Origin of the sequence: Azospirillum sp. B21 (assembly GCF_008364825.1) — a bacterium.
Taxonomy (GTDB): domain Bacteria; phylum Pseudomonadota; class Alphaproteobacteria; order Azospirillales; family Azospirillaceae; genus Azospirillum.
This window is the reverse complement of sequence record NZ_VTTO01000009.1, coordinates 236023-252794: the sequence shown is the minus strand read 5'-3', so window position 1 is coordinate 252794 and position 16772 is coordinate 236023. Positions and strand designations below refer to the sequence as shown.

The window sequence follows — 16772 nt, the reverse complement described above, 5'->3', positions numbered from 1 at the left end:
GGGTGGAGCAGCCCGGTAGCTCGTCAGGCTCATAACCTGAAGGCCGCAGGTTCAAATCCTGCCCCCGCAACCAAATCTACAAAAAGCCCGCCGAGTTTATGCTCGGCGGGCTTTTTGCTGTCTTCGACCCGGACGTCTCGGCAGCAGCAAACGCGTTGCATGGTTTCAAGTGAAACGATATGGTTGGGCAAACCGATCAATGCGGCCTATCGGACGATGCTTCGGCGGAGGCCGTGCCTGGGGAGAAACGGGATGTCCAAGAACTTTGCCTCGCATGCCGACCTGGAGGAAAAGGCAGTCAGCTTCGACCGGCTGTCCGACAACGCCTATGCCTATACGGCGGAAGGCGATCCCAACACCGGCATCGTCATCGGCGACGGCGCGGTGATGGTGATCGACACCCAGGCGACGCCGGTGATGGCGCAGGACGTCATCCGCCGCATCCGCGAGGTCACCGACAAGCCGATCCGCCATGTCGTGCTGTCGCATTACCATGCGGTGCGCGTGCTGGGCGCGTCGGGCTATGCGCCGGAGCAGATCATCGCCAGCGAGGACACCCGCGACCTGATCGTCGAGCGCGGCGAAGCCGACATGGCGAGCGAGATCGGCCGCTTCCCCCGCCTGTTCCGTGCCGTCGAATCGGTCCCCGGCCTCACTTGGCCGACCATCACCTTCCGCGGCCACATGACGATGTGGCTGGGCTCGCTGGAGGTGCAGTTGCTGCAACTCGGCCGTGGCCACAGCAAGGGCGACACGGTGGTGTGGCTGCCGCAGCAGAAGATCCTGTTCTCCGGCGACCTCGTCGAATACGGCGCCACCCCCTATTGCGGCGACGCCTATTTCACTCACTGGCCGGCGACGCTCGACGCCATCGCCGCGCTGAAGCCGGAGAAGCTGGTGCCCGGCCGCGGCGGCGCCCTGACCACGGCGGAGCAGGTGGAGGAGGGGCTGCGCGGCACCCGCGCCTTCACCAGCGAACTGTTCGAACTGGTGAAGCAGGGCGTCGCCGCCGGCAAGGATCTGCGGACGATCTACAAGGACACCTACGCCGCGCTGAAGCCGAAATTCGGCCATTGGGTGATCTTCGACCACTGCATGCCCTTCAACGTCACCCGCGCCTATGACGAGGCGACGCAGTATCCCGATCCCCGCATCTGGACCGCAGAGCGAGACCTCGAGATGTGGCGCCAGCTGGAGGGCTGACGCCACCAAGACCGGTCAGGAGGTCAGGACCAGGCGGACATGGCGCTTGCGGCCGGCCGACAGGACGGCGGTGGCCGTGAGCGCCGCCGCCTCGTCGGTCACCGGTTCGCCGTCCAGCCGGGCGCCGCCCTCGCGGATCAGGCGGCGCGCCGCGCTTTTCGACGCGCATAGGCCGGCCGCCACCAGCGCATCGACCATCGGCACGCCGCCGGCCTCCTCGCGCGGCAGGGTGACTTCCGGCAGGCCGCCGCCGTCCGGTGCGAAGGGGGACCCGGCCGCCGCAGCCGCCTTTTCGGCCTCCGCCGCCCCGTGGCACAGGCGGGTGGCTTCGGTCGCCAGGACGATCTTCGCCTCGTTGATCTCGGCCCCCTGCAACCGCTCCAGCCGGGCGATCTCATCCAGCGGCAGTTCGGTGAACAGGCGCAGGAAGCGGCCGACATCGGCATCCTCGGTGTTGCGCCAGAACTGCCAGAAGTCGAAGGGGCTGCGCGCATCGGCGTTCAGCCACACCGCACCGCCGGCGGTCTTGCCCATCTTGGTGCCCGACGCGGTGGTCAGCAGCGGCGTGGTCAGGCCGAACAGCTCGCGCCGCTCCACCCGGCGGGCCAGCTCGATGCCGTTGACGATGTTGCCCCACTGGTCCGACCCGCCCATCTGCAGCAGGCAGCCGTGCCGCCGCGACAGCTCCAGGAAATCATAGGCCTGGAGGATCATGTAGTTGAATTCCAGGAAGGTCAGCGGCTGCTCGCGCTCCATCCGCTGGCGCACCGACTCGAAGCTCAGCATGCGGTTGATGGTGAAATGGCGGCCGACGTCGCGCAGGAAGGGTACGTAATCCAGCCCGTCCAGCCAGTCGGCATTGTCCACCATCATGGCGTCGGCCGGCCCATCCCCAAAGGTCATGTACTGGCCGAAGACGCGGCGCAGCCCGGCGGCGTTGGCGGCGATCTGCGTATCGTCCAGCATCGGCCGGGTGGTGTCGCGGAAGCTGGGGTCGCCGATTTTGGTGGTGCCGCCGCCGATCAGCACGATGGGACGGTTGCCGGTGCGCTGAAGCCAGCGCAGCGCCATGATCGACAGCAGATGCCCGACATGCAGGCTGGCTGCCGTGGCGTCGAAGCCGACATAGGCGGTCAGCAGGCCGCCCGGTGCCGCGCCGGCAAGGCCCGACAGGTCGTCGGCCGGGTCGCTGCACTGATGGAGGAAGCCGCGCTCCCGCAGGATGTGCAGGAAATCGGCGGCACTGGATTTGGAAGACATGGGACAGGTCTCTTGCGGATGGACCGTTGCCGTCCGGAGACTGTCTCTATCGGGGAGAAGACCATGGCCGCCGGACTTGCGACGGCATGGTTTCGGGTATGACCGATCGACGCCGCGCTATGTGAGCGGCGGATAATACATCGGAGCGGTGAGAGCGATGCGGTCGGTCATGGAGCCTTCCCTACACGGGGTTGCCGGGAAGATCCACCCCCGACAGGTCAATGCTGCCACCCGCTCAGCGCCTGCCGAGCAGCTGGCGGCGGGCGAGCGCGCGGTGAAGCTGCATCCGCTGAGACACGGTGCGGGGGCGGGCGCCGCGGATTCCGGGGGCGAACAGCCCGTCCAGATTCTGCCCGAACATCTCCCAGTTGCGCAGCGGCCCGGTGTCGATGTGCAGGAAATGCGAGCGCGGATACCAGCCGACGCCGCCACGCTTGAGCTCCAGCGCGCTGCGATGCGCATCGGGCAGGCGCGAGGGGAGGGTGATGTCCAGCGCGCGGCCCAGCAGATGCTGGCTGTGCTCCGCCACGCCCAGGCTGCGCGCGGCCAGCATGGCGTTGGTTTCCGGCGTGCGGAAGGCCGACAGGATGGTGGCCTTGCTCTGCCCGACCGCCTCCATGATGTCGGCGAGGAAATCGAGCGTGCCGACGTCGATCGGCCCCTCCTTGTTGGCGCGGTGGTCGCGCAGCAGCTTGGAGAGGTCGGCCATCGCATCGGGCAGCGGACCGGAGGCGTCGCGGTAGGGCCCCTCGAACGTCTCGCCGGTGTGCTGGTTCCTGAGGCTGAGGCGGCGGGGTGCCGCGGGCGCGGCCAGCGCGCGGTCCGACATCAGGACAAGCGCTCCGCAGCCGATCAGCAGGCTGCGGCGCTTCAGGGAGAGGGGCGAGGAGGACATGAAGGGGGCGGGTCTTTCAGCAGGGCACCGTCACGTCAACAAAATGGAGAGCGATTCGCAATTGCAAAGTGGCGGAGCATGGCCCGGCTGCACGGAAAGCAGAGGGCTTCCGCCGTTCACAGCAGGCGCTGGGCCTTGAAGCTGGTGTGGCGCCCGCCCTTGCCGATCACCAGATGGTCGTGGACGATCAGCCCAACGGCATTGGCGGCGCGCACGATCTCCTTGGTCATCTCGATGTCGGCCCGGCTGGGGGTGGGATCGCCGGATGGGTGGTTGTGGACCAGGATTACGGCGGCCGCCGACAGCTCCAGCGCCCGCTTCACCACCTCGCGCGGATAGACCGGGGTGTGGTCGATGGTGCCGCGCTGCTGCACCTCGTCGGCGATCAGCGTGTTCTTGCGGTCGAGGAACAGCAGGCGGAACTGCTCCGTCGGCTCATGCGCCATGGCGGCGGAGCAATAGTCGATCAGCGCCTGCCAGGAGGCCAGAACCGGCCGGTCGATCACTCGCTGCTGCAGGGCGCGCAGGGCGGCGGCCCCGACGATGCGGACCGCGGTGACGGCGTTGTCGGTGCCGAGCGACACGCCCTCCGCCTTCAGCCCGCGCAGCCGTTCCGGCGGTGCGTTGACCACGCCCCACAGGTTGCCGAAGGTCCGGATCAGCAGCTTGGCCAGCGGCTTCACGTCGCGCCGCGGGCTGACGGCGAACAGCACCATCTCCAGCAGCTCGTAATCCTCCAGCGCGTCGGGTCCGCGGTCGAGGAAGCGGCGGCGCAGGCGGTTGCGGTGGTCCAGATAATGGGGATCGCCGTCGGCGGGCCCATCGGCGGGCCCATCGGCGGACTCGCCATCTTCCATATCCGGCAGCGATGCGGTCGAGGCAGGCCCGGCACCGGCGTGCGAGGCCAGCATGTCCGGAAATGGCAGGAGGCCGGCGGTCGGGCCGGCATCGTCCATTTCCGCTCCGCTTCCCGCGCTTCCGGCTTTCCTGCCTCGTCCCGTCGTCTTCCGTCCTGCCATCGATCATCGCCATGCATCTGTATGACGATGACTATAGCCTCTCGACGCGCGAGCGCACAGAGGTCCTGCTCGCGCTTTTGGAGAGGGGCGTTTCGCGTCAGTCGGCGAGGCCGGTTTCCCGGTCGGCCTGCCGGTCAGGCAGCATACGTCCGAGCACGCCGTCGCGGCGGACGAGATGGTGCCACAGCGCGGCGGCCATATGCAGGGCGGCCAGGGCAAGGATCAGGTTGGCGGCAAGTTCGTGAATTTCCTTCACCGACCGGCCCAGCGTGCGGTCGGCGGCGACCGGTGACGGAATGGAGAAGAGGCCGAAGAAGGTCAGCGTGTCGCCGCGCAGCCAGGTCAGCACCACCCCGATCAGCGGGACCGCCAGCATCAGGGCGTAGAGCCCCAGATGAACCAGATGGGACGCGCCGCGTTCGGCCGGCGTCATGGTGGGTGGCAATGCGGGGATGCCGCGGACAAGGCGCAGCCCCAGCCGCGCCAGGACCAGCCCGAGCAGAAGGAGGCCGAAGGAGATGTGCAGCCACCAGATCGTGGCGCGCATCGGGTGTCCGCGTTCGTAGAACTCCTCGCCGAAGGTCAGCAGGTAGAGGCCGACGATGAGAAGGGCGATCAGCCAGTGCAGGGATTTCTGGGCCGGACTGTAGGCGGTGACGGTCATGGCGATGCTCCGGATGGAGGGGAGAGTCGCCGTCCGGTCTAGACCGCCAAGCTTACGTGCCGCTTACAGGCCGCCCGCCGCGTCGGCTTTGGCCGTCTCTGCGTCAGTTCGCCGCAGCTGGAGGGGAAAGCGCAGGGTGAAGGTGGTGCCGCCGCCCGGCGTGTCGGAGATGGCGACGCTGCCGCCATGCGCGGCCATGGTGCGCGCGACGATGGAAAGCCCGAGCCCGGCGCCGCCGGAGTCCGTACGCTCCGTGCTCTGGTCGCGGCCGCCCTGCCAGAAACGTTCGAAGACGCGGGAACGAAGGGCCGGCGGAATTCCGGGACCACGGTCGATCACCCGCAGCAGCGGTTCACCCGTGGCGGAGACCGCCACCTCGATGCTGACCGTGCTGTCGGCGGGGGCGTGGCAGACGGCGTTCTCCACGAGGTTGCGCAGGGCGCGGAACAGCGGGTCATGGACGCCGCGTACCGGCAGGGGGTCCTCCCGTCCGACGACCTCGATCCCGCGGCGCCTGGCCAAGGACAGCGGGGCGATGTGGGTCGCGACCTCCACCGCGAGCGCGGTCAGGTCGACGCTGTCGCCCGGCGCGATCCGCAAGGCGTCCAGCCGGGCGAGGTCGAGCAGCTGGTCCACCAGCCGGGTCATGCCGGCCACATCCGCCCGGATCGGGGCACCGGGCGTGCCGATCAGCGCCAGATGCGCGTCCAGGACGGCCAGCGGCGTGCGCAATTCGTGCGCGGCGTCGGCGATGAAGCTGCGCTGGGCGCGATAGCCGGCCTCCAGCCGGTCCAGCGCCTGGTTCACCGCGCGGACCAGCGGCAGGACCTCGCGCGGCATGCCCTCTTCCGGCAGGCGCTCCGACACGCTGTCCGGTCCGATCGCGGCGGCGCCGGCCGATGCCCGGCGCAGGGGCCGCAGTCCGCGATGGATGATGACGAGGTTGACCAGGATCAGAACCAGGGCGAAGGGCAGCCAGATCCAGCCGAAATGCTCGACGAATTCCTCCAGCAGCCACTCGATGTGCAACTCCTCCTCGCCGGAGACCACCTGGATCCACAGGCGGCGGCCGTCGATCTCGATGCGGCGGCTCAGCCCGTAGAGCGCCGGTTCGCCGTCGCGCGCCGGCACCCGGAAGACGGCGTGAGACCGGTCGGAGCCGGTGGGGTCGAGCGGGCCCGACACCCCGTCGGAGCCGAGGAGCAGCCGGCCGTCCCCATCGACGATGGCGAAGGATGCGGCGTTCACCCGCAGCATCGCGCGGACGGAGTCGGGCAGGACGGTGACGAGCCGGTCGTCCGGTCCGCGCGCCGCCTTCTCGATCATGCGGGCGACGCCGGACAAGGTGCGCTGGCGCATCCGGTCGTGAGTGCCCTTGAATTCGACATAGAGCAGCAGCGCCGTGGTCGCGACCGCCAGCAGCGTGACCAGAACGAGCCAGCGCGCGATGGCGGCCATCAGGGAGGGCGGCTGCCTGCCGGTCATCCGCCGCTTTCCACGCCGCTGCCCGCACCGGCTCCGGGCGGGTTCTCGATCAGGATATAGCCGATGCCGCGCAGGGTCTGGACGCCGGCGCTGGCGCCCGCCGCCTGCAGCCGCTTGCGCAGCCGGTGGATCAGCACCTCCACCGCGTTGGAGCCGACCTCCTCGCCGAAGCCGTAGAGGCCGTTTTCCAGTGCTGCTTTCGACACCACGCGGCCGGCACGACGCAGCAGCAATTCCAGCGCGTCCAGCTCGCGACGGCTGAGGTCCAGCGGCTGGCCGCCGACGGTTGCCAGCCGGCTGGCCGAATCGAAGGCGATGTTCCCGGTCTGCAGCACCATTCCCAGCGCCGCCCCCGGCCGCCGCAGCAGGGCGCGGATGCGCGCCACCAGCTCTTCCAATGCGAAGGGCTTCAGCAGGTAATCGTCCGCCCCCAGGTTGAGGCCCCGCACCCGGTCGTCGACCGTGTCGCGGGCAGTCAGGATCAGCACCGGGGTGGTGTCGGCCTTCGCCCGCAGGGCGGACAGCAGAGTCAGCCCGTCGGCATCGGGCAGGCCGAGGTCGAGCAGCACGGCGTCGAAGACTGCGACCGCCAGGGCAGCCGACGCCTCCTCCGCATTGTGGACGAGATCGATGGCGAAGCCGGCCTTGCGCAGCCCCTCCGCGGTCAGGGACGCGAGCCGGCGGTTGTCTTCGATCAGCAGCAGCCGCAAGGCGGTGGCCTTCCAGAACCGGTGGGGAGGCGGGGTGCCGTGCCGCGACTCTCCGCCTTTTGCGCCGCCGCCGCAAGCCAGGGCATGGAAAGGGCCTTCCCCCTGCTGATGGGGAAAGGCCCGTTTCCGTCATCGGGACGCGGTCAGACGATCGCGGTGTCCGGGATGGTGCCGGTCAGCACGGCGCGGACATTGTCGGCGATCATGTGGCCGGTGCGGACGCGCGCCTCGTCGGTGGTGGCGCCGATGTGCGGGGTCAGGATCAGGTTCGGCACGTCCTGGAACGGGTTGCCGGCCGGCAGCGGTTCCGTGGCGAAGACGTCCAGCAGGGCGCCGCCGAGATGGCCGCTCTTCAGCGCCGCGGCCAGCGCCGCCTCGTCGACGATGCCGCCGCGGGCGACGTTGACCAGGATGGTGCCGGGCTTCAGCCGGGCGATCACCTCGGCGCTGACCAGATTGTGGGTCTCCGGCGTGTAAGGCAGGTGGAGCGACAGCGCGTCGGCGGTGTCCCAGATGCGGTCGAACGACACCTTCTCCACGCCCATGCGGGCCCAGACCGGATCGTCGGCCGGCACATGCGGGTCGGCGGCGATCACCGTCATGTCCAGCCCCTGGGCGCGGCGGGCGACATGGCGGCCGATGCGGCCGAAGCCGACGATGCCCAGCGTCTTGCCCGACACCTCGCGCCCGATCAGCCGGCCGCGCGGCCATTTGCCGGCGACCACGTCGGGTGTGGCGAAATAGGTGGTGCCGCGCACCAGCATCATCAGGCCGGCAATGGCCAGCTCCGCCACCGACACCTCGTTGGCGCCGGTAGCGGGCAGGACGGCGATGCCGCGCTCCCGGCAGGCCGGCACGTCGATGTTGTCCAGCCCGACGCCCAGCCGGCCGACCGCCTTCAGGTTCGGGAAGGCGTCGAAGAAGGCGCCGCGGATCTCCGTCTCGTTGCGGATGCAGATGGCGCGGGCGTCACGGCCCATCGCATACAGCTCGTCCAGGCGCTTATAGAGCGTCTCGTCGTAATGGACGTCGAAGTCGCGGCGCAGCTCGTCGACGGCGCTGGGCTGCATGAATTCGGAAATGATGATGTCGGGCATGGCGGGGGACTTCGGTGAGGGGGCAGGGGTCAGAGCGTGATGCCGGCGGCGTCCAGATAAGGCTTCAGGTTCAGCAGCTCGATGGTGGTCTCGCCGGCTTCCAGCTTGTGGCGGTAGGCCTCTTCCGCAGCCTCGCGGGCGGCGGCCTTCTCCAGCGTGTCGGCGGCCAGATCGCGGGGCACCACCACCACGCCATCGTCGTCGGCGACCACGATGTCGCCGGCCGACACCATCACGCCGCCGCAGACGATGGTGGTGTTGATGTCGCCCTTGGCGTCGGTCTTGTTGGTGCCCTTCATGTTGGTGCCGCGGCAGAAGACGGGGAAGCCCATGTCGCGGATGGCGACCGCATCGCGCACGCAGCCGTCGATCACCAGCCCGCCCAGGCCGCGGGCGATGGCCGACGCGGTCAGCACGTCGCCCCAGGGGCCGGCGTCGGTCATGCCCTTGAAGTCGACGACCAGGATGTCCCCCGGCTTCGCCAGCGCCACCGCGATGTGGATCATCAGGTTGTCGGTCGGCCCGCAGGACACGGTCAGCGCTGGCCCGCACAGCCGCATTCCGGGAAACAGCGGCTTGATCGGGTGGCCCATGGCGCCTTTCTTGCCCATCGCCTCGTGCAGGGTGGCGGGGGATTGGGCGCGCAGAGCCTCCACCGTCGCGGCGTCGGGGCGGACGAAATCCTTGTGAACGGTCATGCCGGGAACAGCCTTTCGGGAATGAGCGGCAAACGGACACTTCCGTGCCGAATACGCCTTAGAGCGGGTGAAACACGATAGATGAACAAGTAATAGAATATTTAGGGGTAGCTGAAAATATCCAAACGGTGGTTGATCGGCGGAAAATCACCTCTACGATGGGCGTGCCGCAAGAAGGCGCCCGCCTGGCGTCTGGCGATCGATAAAAAGCAATTGAAAGATGCCGCATCCGGCTGCGCGACGATCCCGGGTTGGTCCCGGCTGTTCAGCGGATGCGAACCGAAGGAGTCGATGTATGGATACGAACGCGCGTCCCGCCGTGCGGGGTGGATCGACAGGAACGGCCGCCGGTCCGGCCGGAGCCGGGCGGTTCGGTGCCCTTTCGCGCGGACTGCGGCGGCGTGCCGCCCGGCTGGCCGGTGCGGCCGGGATTGCCGCCTCCGCGCTGGCTGCGGCCTTCGGGCTGACGGGGCCGGGTGCGGCCTGGGCGGCCTATCCGGAGAAGCCGATCACCCTGATCGTCGGCTATGCGGCCGGCGGCGGATCCGACTTCATCGTCCGGTCGCTCGCCCCCTTCATCGAGAAGGAATTGGGCGGCAGCACCCGCGTCATCGTGATGAACCGTCCCGGTGCGGGCGGCGAGATCGGCTTCGCCGCCATCGCCGACGCGGCCCCCGACGGCTACACCATCGGGCTGATCAACTCGCCCAACGTCGTGACGATTCCGATCGAACGCCAGGCCCGCTTTTCGCTGGACCGGCTCGACCCGCTCTATAATCTGGTTGACGACCCCGGTTCCTTCGTCGTCCACAAGGACAGCCCCTACCAGACGCTGGCCGACGTCGCCGCCTTCGCCAAGGCCAACCCCAACAGCGTGACGGTCGGCACCACCGGCATCGGATCGGACGACCATCTGGCCATGCTGATGTTCCAGCGACTGACCCAGAGCCGGCTGACCCATGTGCCCTTCCCGGGCAGTGCCGATGCCCACCGCGCGCTTCTGGGCCGGCACATCCAGGTGACCTCGATGAACATCGGCGAATCGGCGCGGGCGCGGGAAGGCGACCCGATCCGCATCCTCGGCGTGATGACCGAAGAGCGGTCGGCCCAGGCCACGGACGTGCCATCCTTCAAGGAACTGGGGTTCGACGTGAAGATGGCGTCGCTGCGCGGTCTTGCCGCGCCGGTCGGGCTGCCGCCGGACATCCGCGCCAAGCTGGTGGATGCCATCGGCAAGGCCGTCCTGCATCCGGAATTCCAGGAGATCGCCCGCAAGGCCTATCAACCGCTGCGCCTGCTGCCCCCCGACCAGTATGCGGCGGAACTGAAGGTCCAGGAGGCGACCTTCCGCACCATGTGGAAGGAGACGCCCTGGCTGAAATGACGGTCGCCGCGCGGATCGGCGAGACGACCGTGCGGACATGGAAAAGGGCGCCGGCGATTGGCCGGCGCCCTTTTCCATTTGTGCGGAGGCTTACTTCAGCCAGGGGTTCGTTGCCCACAGCTCGCGCAGTTCCTTGGTCGACTCGGCCAGTTCGGCGGCATACTTCTCCGGCGGCAGCAGGCGCACCGGCTGGTACAGATCCTTCGCCTTGGCCTGGAAGCCCGGGTCGTTGGCAGCCTTGTCCAGCGCGTCGACCAGCTTGGTGCGGACATCCGGCGGCAGCCCCTTCGGGGCGGCGATGCCGCGCAGCGACGACATCAGTGCGTTGAAGCCCTGGTCCTTGAAGGTGGCGATGTCGGGAGCCTGCTCCACCTTCTTTTCGGCCATCACGCCCAGGACGGCGATCGGGTCCTTCTGCTTGTACTGCATCGCCTCGCCGATGTTCACGGCGCTCAGCATGATCTTCTTGTTGGCCAGCGCCGCTTCGTTGGCGGCGGAGCCCTGGAAGGGCACATGGGTGAAGGTCACACCGGCCTGGCGCTGGAACACCAGCATCGCCAGATGGTCGTCGGAGCCGATGCCGGTGGTGCCGACGGTGACGCCGTTCGGGTTGGCCTTGGCGAAGGTCACCACATCGGCCAGCGTCTTGAACTGCCCTTCGTTGTGGACCGCGAAGGAGCTGGGATCGTCGACGAGGTTGTAGAGCGGGTCGAGCCGGTCCAGCGAATAGCGGGCCTGGCGTTCGATCGGGATGGCGTTGACGTTGGGCGAGTTGATGGCGCCGATGGTGTAGCCGTCGGGGGCCGAATCGGCGATGGCGGCGAAGCCGATCTCGCCACCGGCGCCGGGCTTGTTCACCACCTCGACCCGGGCGCCGTCGCCCAGCTGCTTCTCAAGGAAGGGCGCCAGGGCGCGAATCAGCAGGTCGGTGCCGCCGCCGGCGCCGAAGGCCACGATCATCGTGATCGGCTTCTCCGGATAGGCCGCCTTGGCGTTCGTGGCCGACATGAACATCGCACCGGCCGCAGCCGCCAGAGTCAGAGACTTCCAGAACTTCATGATCCCCCCTTCGATGATGCACTGCGCAGGGCGGGCCGGAGTCGGCATGCCATGCGCGGAACGGGGCGGAGTCCGGTCCGGTCCGGCACGAATCGGCACGATCCCGGCGGGATCGGCTGTAATCGTGCGCGGCGACGGGCCAGATGCCGCCGAATATCTGAGGATGTTCCTACATCAGCAAGAACAGACCTTCAACTCCGCAGCATACGATTTCGCGTCGTCGCGTCAATACACCGCAGAATATTGCGAAGGATTGGTGAATGTGATGTGGGGCGGCAAATAAATACTGTGTATTGGCTCAAGTGGCGGGTGATTTTTATTGGGATCGGCTTGCGCAAGGCAAGTCGAGAATCTCTGGCAGACAGTCGTCTTCCGCTCGCCGCCCATCAGCGGCGTCTAACGACAAGTTGTATATCTTCCATACCATTTACCAAAGCGCATGCACATTTTCTCGTTATTAAAGAACATAATGGGGTATTGCGTCTTAAAGATATGCGTTTCGTTTTCCGCCTCCCGCGCCTGTCGTTCCGCTCATGCGGACGCGGGGCAAAAGGTGGTCGGCGGCGGCCATCGTTTCGGAGCATTCCCGGGCGTTGACAGTCGGTGGGCACCGCACTATGGTGCGCGCCTTCAATCGAGCCGCCGAGCGTTCAGGAACAGCATCATGAAAATCGTCAACTCCCTGAAGTCGATGAAGACGCGCCATAAGGCCTGCCGCGTGATCCGCCGCAAGGGCCGCGTCTACGTCATCAACAAGCAGAACCCCCGTTTCAAGGCCCGCCAGGGCTGATCGATCCGCAAGGATCGATCGACTGCGAGGCCGGGCATCGCGCCCAGCCTCTCCGTCATCGGGTGTTTACGCAAGAGCCGCGCCTTCGGGTGCGGCTCTTGCGTTTTGAGGTCTCCGCATCCGAGTGCCGCATCGTCTTGTATTAGGATCCCAGCGGATGGTACGTGTGGCGCACGAGTTCGCCGCAACGGGATAAGGACCGCCCGCCATGAAGATGCCGGTGCCGGACAGCGGGGTGATCGCCCGCCGCCGGGAGATCGTGGAGGCGCTACGCGCCATCGTTCCCGGCGAAGGCGTGATCGTCGACGAGAACGAACTGCGCGCCTATGAGTGCGACGGGCTGACCGCCTACCGCCAGCTGCCGATGGTCGCCGTTCTGCCCAGCACGGTGGAGCAGGTGTCCCAGGTCCTGAAGACCTGCAAGGCGATGGGGGTGAAGGTGGTGCCGCGCGGGGCCGGCACCTCGCTGTCGGGCGGCGCCCTGCCGCTGGCCGACGGCGTGCTGCTGGGCATGGGCAAGTTCAAGCGCATCCTCGACATCGACTATGCCAACCGCTGCGTCACCGTGCAGCCGGGGGTGACCAACCTCGGCATCTCCAACGCGGTCGCGCATGAGGGCTTCTATTACGCCCCCGATCCGTCCAGCCAGATCGCCTGCACCATCGGCGGCAACATCGCCGAGAATTCCGGCGGCGTGCATTGCCTGAAATACGGGCTGACCACCAACAACGTGCTGGGGCTGGAGATGGTGCTGATGGACGGCACCGTCATCCGGCTGGGCGGCAAGCATCTGGACGCCGGCGGCTACGACCTGATGGGCATCGTCACCGGGTCGGAAGGGTTGCTGGGCGTGGTGACCGAGGTCACGGTGCGCATATTGAAGAAGCCGGCCACCGCCCGCGCGGTTCTGCTGGGCTTCCCCAGCAGCGAGCAGGGCGGCGACTGCGTGGCCGCCATCATCGCCGCCGGCATCATCCCCGGCGGCATGGAGATGATGGACCGGCCCGCCATCCATGCGGCGGAAGCCTTCGTCCATGCCGGCTATCCGCTGGATGTCGAGGCTCTGCTGATCGTCGAATTGGACGGCCCGGCGGCGGAGGTCGACCACCTGATCGACCGGGTGGAGGCCATCGCCCGCGAGCGTGGCGCCTGCTATGCCCGCGTGTCGACCAGCGAGGAGGAGCGGCTGGCCTTCTGGGCCGGGCGCAAGGCCGCCTTCCCGGCGGTGGGGCGGATCAGCCCCGACTACTACTGCATGGACGGCACCATCCCGCGCAAGGCGCTGCCGCTGGTGCTGCAGCGGATGCAGGAGATGTCGGACCGCTGCGGCCTGCGCGTCGCCAACGTCTTCCATGCCGGCGACGGCAATCTGCATCCGCTGATCCTCTACGATGCCAACAAGCCGGGCGAACTGGAGGCGGCGGAGGAGTTCGGCAACGACATCCTGCGCCTGTGCGTCGAGGTCGGCGGCGTGCTGACCGGCGAGCATGGCGTCGGCGTGGAAAAGCGCGACCTGATGACCGACCAGTTCGACGAGGCCGATCTCCAGCAGCAGCAGCGGCTGAAATGCGCCTTCGACCCCGACGGCCTGCTGAACCCCGGCAAGGTCTTCCCCACGCTGCACCGTTGCGCCGAGCTCGGCCGGTTGCACGTCCACCAGGGGGAACTGCGCTTCCCCGACATCCCGCGCTTCTGAAGGGCCGCTCCCCGCCATGACCATCACCACCTTGAAGCCGGAGAGCGCCGCGCAGGCGGCCGACGCGGTGCGCTGGGCTCTGTCGGCCGGCGAGCCGCTGGAGATTCTCGGCAGCGGAAGCCGCCGCGGGCTGGGCCGCCCGGTGCAGGCCGGCCACGCGCTCGACCTGTCGGGCCTGTCGGGCGTCATCGCCTATGAACCGGAGGAACTGGTGCTGACCGCGCTGGCCGGCACGCCGATGGATCTGATCCGCACGATGCTGGCAGACCGTGGGCAGCATCTCGCCTTCGAGCCGCCGGAGGGGGGAACCTTGGGCGGCTTGGTCGCCAGCGGGCTGGCCGGGCCACGGCGCATCTCGGCGGGATCGGCCCGCGACCACACGCTGGGGATCGCCGGGGTCAGCGGCCGGGCGGAGGCCTACAAGGGCGGCGGCAAGGTGGTGAAGAACGTCACCGGCTATGACGTGCCAAAGCTGATGGCGGGCTCCTTCGGCACCCTGACCGCGCTGACCGAGATCACCGTGAAGGTGCTGCCGGCGCCGGAGGATACCGCGACGCTGCTGCTGTTCGGGCTGGACGACGTGGCGGCGGTGGCGATGCTCGACCGGGCGCTGCGCAGTCCTTACGAGGTGTCGGGCGCCGCCCATCTGCCGGCGGGGATCGCCGCGCGGTCGGGCGTGTCCGCCGTGGCGGGGGCGGGCGGGGCGGTGACGCTGGTGCGGCTGGAGGGTTTCGGCCCATCGGTCGCCGCGCGGGTCACCATGCTGCGCGAGGAGTTGCGGGCCGACGCGGTGCTGGCTCGCGACGAGTCGCTGGCGATCTGGCGCGAGGTGAGGGATGGGGGGTGGTTGGGTGCGGACACGGACCCCCACCCTAACCCTCCCCCGCTGGGCGGGGGAGGGAACTCCGCCGCCTCCCCGCAACAGCACTCAATCCCCCTCCCCCGCCCAGCGGGGGAGGGTCGGGGTGGGGGCATCCGCAGCGACACTTCCCACCTCTGGAAACTCTCCATCCCCCCCTCGACCGGCCCCTCCACGGTGGACGCCATCCGTCGCACGCTCGACGTCGAGGCTTTCTACGACTGGGGCGGCGGGCTGGTCTGGCTGGCGGCGCCGCCCAATTCGGACAAGACCATCCGCGCCGCTCTTTCCGCCGGTGGACACGCAACGCTGGTGCGGGCGCCGGAGGCGGTGCGCGCGGCGACGGACGTGTTCCAGCCCTTGCCCGAGCCGCTGATGGCACTCAGCCGCCGGGTCAAGGAAAGCTTCGACCCCAAGGGCATCCTCAACCCCGGCCGCATGTATGCGGGGCTGTAACGGGAAGACCGATCTCGATGCAAACGAACTTCTCGCTGGCCCAGCTGGCCGATGCCGCGATCCGCGACTCGGAACAGATCCTGCGCAAATGCGTGCATTGCGGCTTCTGCACCGCGACCTGTCCGACCTACACCATCCTGGGTGACGAGCTGGACAGCCCGCGCGGCCGCATCTACCAGATCAAGGACATGCTGGAGAAGGGCGGGCCGCCGCCCGAAACAACGGTCAAGCACATCGACCGCTGCCTGTCCTGCCTGTCCTGCATGACGACCTGCCCATCGGGCGTCCATTACATGCATCTGGTCGATCATGCCCGCGCCCATATCGAGGCGACCCACACCCGTCCGCCGGCCGACCGGGCGGTGCGCGACCTGATCGCGCGGGTTCTGCCCAATCCGCGGCTGTTCCGGCTGGCCCTGCTCGGCGCCTCCCTGGGCCGGCCCTTCCGCGCCATGCTGCCCAAGCGGCTGTCCGCCATGCTGGCGCTGACTCCGGCCAGCGTCCCGGCGCCGAGCTACAGCGACCGGCCCGGCGTGCATCCGGCACAGGGACCGCGGAAAAAGCGTGTGGCCTTGCTGATCGGCTGCGCCCAGCAGGTGCTGGCCCCGCAGATCAACGAGGCGACCATCCGCCTGCTGACCCGTCACGGCGTCGAGGTGGTGGTGTCCAAGGGAGCCGACTGCTGCGGCGCCCTGACGCACCATATGGGCAAGGAGGATCTCGCCCACGCAGCCGCGAAAAAGACCATCGACGCCTGGACGAAGGAGATCGAAGGCGAGGGGCTGGATGCCATCGTCATCAACGCGTCGGGCTGCGGCACCAGCGTGAAGGACTACGGCCACATGTTCCGCGAGGACTCCGCCTATGCCGTCAAGGCGGTGCGGGTGGCGGCTCTCGCGAAGGACGTGACCGAACTGATGGACGAGATCGGGCTGGCCCGGCCGGTGGTGGAGACGGGGCAGGCGGTCGCCTACCACTCCGCCTGTTCCATGCAGCACGGCCAGCGCATCAAGGAGCCGCCGCGCGCCCTGCTGCGCGCCGCCGGCTTTCTTGTGAAGGAGATCCCCGACGCCCATCTCTGCTGCGGATCGGCCGGCACCTACAACATGCTGCAGCCGGAATTGGCGGGGGAACTGCGCGACCGCAAGGTCGCGGCCATCGAAAGCACGCAGCCGCAGGCGGTGGCGGCCGGCAATCTCGGCTGCATCACCCAGATCGCGTCGGGCATCGGCCTGCCGGTGGTCCACACGGTGGAGTTGCTGGACTGGGCGACCGGCGGTCCGATGCCCGACGCGCTGGCCGGTAGGGCGGCCTTCCGGCAGGGCGGCGCGCGGGCGGCATAAGAGGCGGGGCAGGGACGGCGCGGCGACGGCGGCGCACGGCGGCATGGGCGGAGCCGGGGGTTTCATACCCCCACAATTCTGTGTTTATCTGCGTTCATCTGTGTCAGAAGATCCGCCGCTTCACCGCGTTCCGTCCCAGCCCCATTCCGTTCAG

General features: G+C 68.3%; 16 protein-coding genes. 7 read left to right on the top strand and 9 right to left on the bottom strand.

Going from position 1 to position 16772, the window contains the following annotated elements; translation table 11 throughout:
- Positions 1–252 precede the first annotated feature (252 nt).
- Entirely contained in the window at positions 253–1203 is a 951-nt protein-coding gene (locus FZ983_RS21810) for an MBL fold metallo-hydrolase (RefSeq protein WP_149225583.1), read from the top strand.
- A 15-nt stretch (positions 1204–1218) separates the two neighbouring features.
- On the opposite strand, the gene tyrS is transcribed toward FZ983_RS21810, so the two are convergent.
- From tyrS to FZ983_RS21770, 8 genes are all read right to left on the bottom strand, one after another.
- Positions 1219–2463, bottom strand: a complete 1245-nt coding sequence (gene tyrS, locus FZ983_RS21805; protein WP_149225582.1) for a tyrosine--tRNA ligase — start codon at positions 2461–2463, stop codon at positions 1219–1221.
- 235 nt (positions 2464–2698) lie between these two features.
- Positions 2699–3358: a DUF882 domain-containing protein gene (locus FZ983_RS21800; RefSeq protein ID WP_149225581.1), complete on the bottom strand. Its 660-nt coding sequence runs from the start codon at positions 3356–3358 to the stop codon at positions 2699–2701.
- Between the two features lie 116 nt (positions 3359–3474).
- Positions 3475–4215 (bottom strand): DNA repair protein RadC, encoded by a 741-nt coding sequence (gene radC / locus FZ983_RS21795; protein WP_247883903.1) that lies wholly within the window; start codon positions 4213–4215, stop codon positions 3475–3477.
- Positions 4216–4474: 259 nt separating this feature from the next.
- Positions 4475–5041 (bottom strand): cytochrome b, encoded by a 567-nt coding sequence (locus FZ983_RS21790; protein WP_149225579.1) that lies wholly within the window; start codon positions 5039–5041, stop codon positions 4475–4477.
- A 63-nt stretch (positions 5042–5104) separates the two neighbouring features.
- A complete protein-coding gene (locus FZ983_RS21785) occupies positions 5105–6526 on the bottom strand; it encodes an ATP-binding protein (RefSeq protein WP_149225578.1) in 1422 nt (473 codons plus the stop codon).
- On the bottom strand, positions 6523–7236 hold the full coding sequence (locus FZ983_RS21780; protein ID WP_149225577.1) for a response regulator transcription factor: 714 nt from the start codon (positions 7234–7236) through the stop codon (positions 6523–6525). The genes FZ983_RS21785 and FZ983_RS21780 overlap by 4 nt, the downstream gene beginning before the upstream one ends.
- A 143-nt stretch (positions 7237–7379) precedes the next feature.
- Entirely contained in the window at positions 7380–8333 is a 954-nt protein-coding gene (locus FZ983_RS21775; protein WP_149225576.1) for a hydroxyacid dehydrogenase, read from the bottom strand.
- A gap of 29 nt (positions 8334–8362) precedes the next feature.
- Positions 8363–9031 (bottom strand): 4-carboxy-4-hydroxy-2-oxoadipate aldolase/oxaloacetate decarboxylase, encoded by a 669-nt coding sequence (locus FZ983_RS21770; RefSeq protein ID WP_149225575.1) that lies wholly within the window; start codon positions 9029–9031, stop codon positions 8363–8365.
- A 295-nt stretch (positions 9032–9326) separates the two neighbouring features.
- Here FZ983_RS21770 and FZ983_RS21765 point away from each other — a divergent pair, with 295 nt between their 5' ends.
- A complete protein-coding gene (locus FZ983_RS21765; protein WP_149225574.1) occupies positions 9327–10415 on the top strand; it encodes a tripartite tricarboxylate transporter substrate binding protein in 1089 nt (362 codons plus the stop codon).
- Positions 10416–10505: 90 nt separating this feature from the next.
- Here FZ983_RS21765 and FZ983_RS21760 read toward each other — a convergent pair whose 3' ends face one another.
- Positions 10506–11423, bottom strand: a complete 918-nt coding sequence (locus FZ983_RS21760; RefSeq protein ID WP_247883899.1) for a tripartite tricarboxylate transporter substrate binding protein — start codon at positions 11421–11423, stop codon at positions 10506–10508.
- On the opposite strand from FZ983_RS21760, the gene FZ983_RS34245 reads away from it, so the two are divergent.
- The 5 genes from FZ983_RS34245 to glcF all read left to right on the top strand — a co-directional run bounded on the left by FZ983_RS34245 (position 11404) and on the right by glcF (position 16618).
- Entirely contained in the window at positions 11404–11757 is a 354-nt protein-coding gene (locus tag FZ983_RS34245) for a hypothetical protein (RefSeq protein WP_188092449.1), read from the top strand. The genes FZ983_RS21760 and FZ983_RS34245 overlap by 20 nt on opposite strands.
- Before the next feature lie 381 nt (positions 11758–12138).
- Positions 12139–12264 (top strand): type B 50S ribosomal protein L36, encoded by a 126-nt coding sequence (gene ykgO / locus FZ983_RS21755; RefSeq protein WP_012973122.1) that lies wholly within the window; start codon positions 12139–12141, stop codon positions 12262–12264.
- Positions 12265–12472: 208 nt separating this feature from the next.
- Positions 12473–13960, top strand: a complete 1488-nt coding sequence (locus FZ983_RS21750; protein ID WP_149225572.1) for an FAD-linked oxidase C-terminal domain-containing protein — start codon at positions 12473–12475, stop codon at positions 13958–13960.
- Positions 13961–13976: 16 nt separating this feature from the next.
- On the top strand, positions 13977–15275 hold the full coding sequence (locus tag FZ983_RS21745; protein WP_149225571.1) for an FAD-binding protein: 1299 nt from the start codon (positions 13977–13979) through the stop codon (positions 15273–15275).
- 17 nt (positions 15276–15292) lie between these two features.
- Positions 15293–16618, top strand: coding sequence for a glycolate oxidase subunit GlcF (gene glcF, locus FZ983_RS21740; RefSeq protein WP_149225570.1), 1326 nt, complete (start codon positions 15293–15295; stop codon positions 16616–16618).
- Positions 16619–16772: the final 154 nt, after the last annotated feature.

Bases quoted from the DNA above. Each gene is read 5' to 3' on its own strand.
- FZ983_RS21810 (WP_149225583.1), top strand. From the start codon at position 253: ATGTCCAAGAACTTTGCCTCGCATGCCGACCTGGAGGAAAAGGCAGTC.
- tyrS (WP_149225582.1), bottom strand. From the start codon at position 2,463: ATGTCTTCCAAATCCAGTGCCGCCGATTTCCTGCACATCCTGCGGGAG.
- FZ983_RS21800 (WP_149225581.1), bottom strand. From the start codon at position 3,358: ATGTCCTCCTCGCCCCTCTCCCTGAAGCGCCGCAGCCTGCTGATCGGC.
- radC (WP_247883903.1), bottom strand. From the start codon at position 4,215: ATGGAAGATGGCGAGTCCGCCGATGGGCCCGCCGATGGGCCCGCCGAC.
- FZ983_RS21790 (WP_149225579.1), bottom strand. From the start codon at position 5,041: ATGACCGTCACCGCCTACAGTCCGGCCCAGAAATCCCTGCACTGGCTG.
- FZ983_RS21785 (WP_149225578.1), bottom strand. From the start codon at position 6,526: ATGACCGGCAGGCAGCCGCCCTCCCTGATGGCCGCCATCGCGCGCTGG.
- FZ983_RS21775 (WP_149225576.1), bottom strand. From the start codon at position 8,333: ATGCCCGACATCATCATTTCCGAATTCATGCAGCCCAGCGCCGTCGAC.
- FZ983_RS21770 (WP_149225575.1), bottom strand. From the start codon at position 9,031: ATGACCGTTCACAAGGATTTCGTCCGCCCCGACGCCGCGACGGTGGAG.
- FZ983_RS21765 (WP_149225574.1), top strand. From the start codon at position 9,327: ATGGATACGAACGCGCGTCCCGCCGTGCGGGGTGGATCGACAGGAACG.
- FZ983_RS21760 (WP_247883899.1), bottom strand. From the start codon at position 11,423: ATGTCGGCCACGAACGCCAAGGCGGCCTATCCGGAGAAGCCGATCACG.
- ykgO (WP_012973122.1), top strand. From the start codon at position 12,139: ATGAAAATCGTCAACTCCCTGAAGTCGATGAAGACGCGCCATAAGGCC.
- FZ983_RS21750 (WP_149225572.1), top strand. From the start codon at position 12,473: ATGAAGATGCCGGTGCCGGACAGCGGGGTGATCGCCCGCCGCCGGGAG.
- FZ983_RS21745 (WP_149225571.1), top strand. From the start codon at position 13,977: ATGACCATCACCACCTTGAAGCCGGAGAGCGCCGCGCAGGCGGCCGAC.
- glcF (WP_149225570.1), top strand. From the start codon at position 15,293: ATGCAAACGAACTTCTCGCTGGCCCAGCTGGCCGATGCCGCGATCCGC.